The sequence below is a fragment of the Helicobacter sp. T3_23-1059 genome, assembly GCF_053654515.1.
Genome location: NZ_JBSIUV010000107.1, coordinates 1 through 3,149 on the forward strand (window position 1 = coordinate 1; position 3,149 = coordinate 3,149).

Annotated in this window: 4 protein-coding genes; all 4 read right to left on the bottom strand. The window is 37.4% G+C overall.

The window, feature by feature from the left end; translation table 11 throughout:
• Positions 1–368, bottom strand: a 368-nt coding sequence (locus ACWIX0_RS13180) for a hypothetical protein (RefSeq protein ID WP_454174443.1), incomplete at its 3' end; no start/stop codon positions are given.
• Positions 369–381: 13 nt separating this feature from the next.
• Positions 382–987, bottom strand: a complete 606-nt coding sequence (locus tag ACWIX0_RS13185) for a hypothetical protein (protein WP_454174444.1) — start codon at positions 985–987, stop codon at positions 382–384.
• Between the two features lie 48 nt (positions 988–1,035).
• Positions 1,036–1,827 carry a R.Pab1 family restriction endonuclease gene (locus ACWIX0_RS13190; protein ID WP_454174445.1) on the bottom strand — a complete coding sequence of 264 codons (792 nt, stop codon included), beginning with the start codon at positions 1,825–1,827 and terminating at the stop codon, positions 1,036–1,038.
• Positions 1,814–3,076: an Eco57I restriction-modification methylase domain-containing protein gene (locus ACWIX0_RS13195; protein ID WP_454174446.1), complete on the bottom strand. Its 1,263-nt coding sequence runs from the start codon at positions 3,074–3,076 to the stop codon at positions 1,814–1,816. The genes ACWIX0_RS13190 and ACWIX0_RS13195 overlap by 14 nt, the downstream gene beginning before the upstream one ends.
• Positions 3,077–3,149: the final 73 nt, after the last annotated feature.

A 3,149-nucleotide genomic window follows, 5' to 3' on the forward strand; every position in this document is an offset into this window, starting at 1 on the left:
AAATCATTTTTACCAAAGACAATGGTAAAATAATCGCCCTTAAAATCTATGCGCGATTCTATATCGTGCGCCCCATCCGCACAAAATGTATTTAGCCACTTATCCGCATCTGCGATAGCTATGCAATGGTTTTCTTGGTGGTGTAAGTATCCTTTGCTATGCCCTTTAACCTCTAAGTGAATAAAAAAGTATTGTTTATTGTGAAAAGTTTTTTCATAAACATTTGTATTGTGGGAATCTACAATTTCTACATATTCTTTAGCTGTGGCTTTCTCCAAAGTTTCTTTTTTAAGTTTTTCTATATCAAGCGCATTTGCATTTGTGAGCGTTAGCACATAAAGCATAAAAAGCGAACTTAATGTTTTCATTTTCTCATTCCCCCTAGCACCGTGCTATCGTTGCTACAATCTTAAATGTGCCATTGCCTAAATCAAACAATATATATTGTTGGTCGCCACAATCAGTGGCATACTCGATTGTGAGCCGTTTTTTGTCCTTGCTCCACTTATATTTCGCATACCATTCCTCGCTATCGCACTTATAGTATCGAGATTTTTCACTTCTGCATTTACCATTGTATCGATAATCTTGCTTTGGCAATGTCCCTAAAAATTCAAGTTTATATTCATATAACCCCAAATCTATCGAATCTCCGCTTCCCCATCGCTCCCAATATAAAGTCCCTTTTGCCTTTTTTAGTTTATCGTGTGCTTCTTGCATACTTTTGGCTTTTATTATAGTAAATACAGGCTCTCCACAAGGGTCTATATCGTATTTAGGATTTGCTATGACTTGTCGCTTATAATGCACATAAGTTTTTTTCTTTTCATCAAATTCCTTAAAATATTCCCACCGATATGTAATTTTGCTCTCATCAAGTTTCTCAAACTCACAATCCGCGTAATCCCACTGCCAATCATCTTTTGCATTCTCCGCAAACGCAATCGACAAAACCGCCACGAAAAATAACAAACTTAACTTTTTCATTGTTTCACTCCCTTTTTTAAATTGTCGTTAGATTCGTGCATTTTGCCTTTAATGATTTATTCCTATGTTAATAACGCCTAAAATCTTGTGTATATCGTGGTTGTGATTTTGGCTTAAAATGCCAAAGATTTTCAAAGATTCTAGTAAAAATACTTTATGCGTAGAATCTAAAATCAAATACGCTTTTTCTTTTTGCTCCGCTACTCTGCCAAGCAGTGTTGGTTTTTTACTTGCAGGGTGCAATTCAGTGATAGGAAAACACACATAGAGCATTGGTTGCACACCCACTGCGCGTTGCTTTTCTTTAATGACAATCTCTACTAAAATATCAAAATTGCCAAATTTATGCACCAAAAGCGGATATTTGACTTCACTATGATAAAACTCTATGCCTGAAATCTTGCGTGGCACAGGGTGGCTACGCAAAATCGCTAAATCCGCTCTAGAATCTAAAAATTCCTCGCTTTTTACACCACGCAAAAACTCACAAAGCCCCGTAATTTCACTGCGCAAAATAATCCCCCATTGAGTGAAATAATATACAAATTCGCTTAGCTCATATAATGCCTTTTTTTTGCCATTTGCACCGATAAATTCGCTATTTTGCAATGTGCTTAACGCAAGTTTGTCGCTATCGCTTTTATCCACATCATAGCCGATTTGCCACTCGATATAGTGCTTTTGGCTAAATGGATTTTGCCTTGTGGCAGTTGGCAGTCCATATTCATAAAAGCTATTTCGCACCTTTACACGCGCCTTGCCTGTTTGCTCGGTAAGTGGGATTTCTACAAGGATTTTGCCCTCTTTTGTATGAGGATTTTCAAACTTAGCTATTTGCATAATGCTCCCCTAAAAGTCGCTCAAAATAGCGCGTAATATTTGGCGTAATGATTTTAGATTTTGCACATTCTACAAACTCAGATTCTAGAATCTTGAAATTTTCAAAATCTATCAAAATATCGCAATTCCCAAGATAATAAGGCACTTTGCTAATCATTTGCTTAAACACATCGACATAGCAATATAGGCTAAATTTCTCACGCGAGACATTGATAGCGTTTGTGGTTGGCTTTTGCAAAAATGTCCTAGAGCGAGCAAGCGCGTTTATATCGCGCAGGGTGTAAAATAGCGCGACTGCATTTTCATTAGGGACGCGATTTTGATTAGGATATTTATCGATATATTTAGCGATAAAATCAAAGTCATTGAGCGCGAAACTTTGCCCCTCCAATGTGTGAAATCTATATGCTTTTATCGCGCTAAAATCAAGCGTTTGAAAATCGCATTCTTGTGCGGATTTGCGTTTATAAAGCGCGATAATGATAGGGAAAAAACTAAGCGATTTAGGTGTGAAAATCTGTGAGCTAATCACAAGGCAATCTAATAACACATAGTTTGCAAAAAACCGCTTTAACACCCTAAAATTTGCCTCTTTGATGAGGTAAGAAAGCGGGTGAAGCACGCAGATAAAATCCGCTTTTAACTCATTAAAAGAGAGCAAAAAACTCGCCCCAATATCACGGCATTTGAGGTGTGAATCTAGCGCGTAGGTTTTATCTTTCAGCCCTCTTTGCACGATAGAAGTTTTGTCATTATAAGGAGGATTGCCAATAATGGCTAGTGGCTTATCTTGCGGGATTTGGAAGCTGTTGCGCGAGACATTTTGCAAGGCATTTTGGTGGAGAAATAGCGGGGGATTTTGCGTTGTGTTTGTGGAATTTTGTAGATTGTTTTGCTTTGAGGCAAAATTGCTGTTTGCAATCTCTATGGCTTTTTTATCAATGTCTATGCCGATTTTTAGCGCGAAATCGTGTGTAAAATATTGCCTAAAATCCTGTGTAGAATCTGCCATAAAATCTTGCTTTATATTTGTAATTTTTGTAGTTTCTAAGTCAAAATCCACGCTACTAAAATCTAAAAAATTCCCATAGCCACACGAACTATCTAGCAGGGTGCAATTTTTAGGCTTCACACCTGCTTTATGCAATTCGTTTAGGAGCATTTTTTGCGCGATTTGCACGGCAAAATCAGGCGTATAAAAGCTCCCCAAATTCACCGCTTGGATTTTGTCTAAATGCGTATGCGACATTATTATCCTTTGTTAATTTTTGTGAAATCATAGCGCATTTTGCCCCTATTTGCATTTTCCGCTTTTAAAAGCA